At 69.8% G+C, this 222-nt stretch carries 1 protein-coding gene; it reads right to left on the reverse strand.

Going from position 1 to position 222, the window contains the following annotated elements; translation table 11 throughout:
* The coding region (locus tag BN358_RS27015; protein ID WP_198018493.1) for a hypothetical protein at positions 1-222 on the reverse strand (222 nt) is incomplete at both ends.

Here is a 222-nt window from a genome sequence, read left to right on the forward strand (position 1 = left end):
CACGGTTCACGGATGTGCTCGTGGGCCGGCATGCTCGCGAACGACTCGCCCAGCAGCGCGCGCTGCTCGTCGTCGCTGACCAGCACGAGCAGGTCCTCGCTCGCGTTGAGCAGGTAGGCCGGCGCGATCCTCGCACCCATCACGTCCCGCAGGATCGCCACGGCGTCGACGAAGGACGCGGCGCCTTCCGGGGACCAGGAGAGGGCGTCGTTGATCCGTACC

The sequence above is a fragment of the Sedimentibacter sp. B4 genome, assembly GCF_000309315.1.
Classification (GTDB): domain Bacteria; phylum Bacillota; class Clostridia; order Tissierellales; family Sedimentibacteraceae; genus Sedimentibacter; species Sedimentibacter saalensis.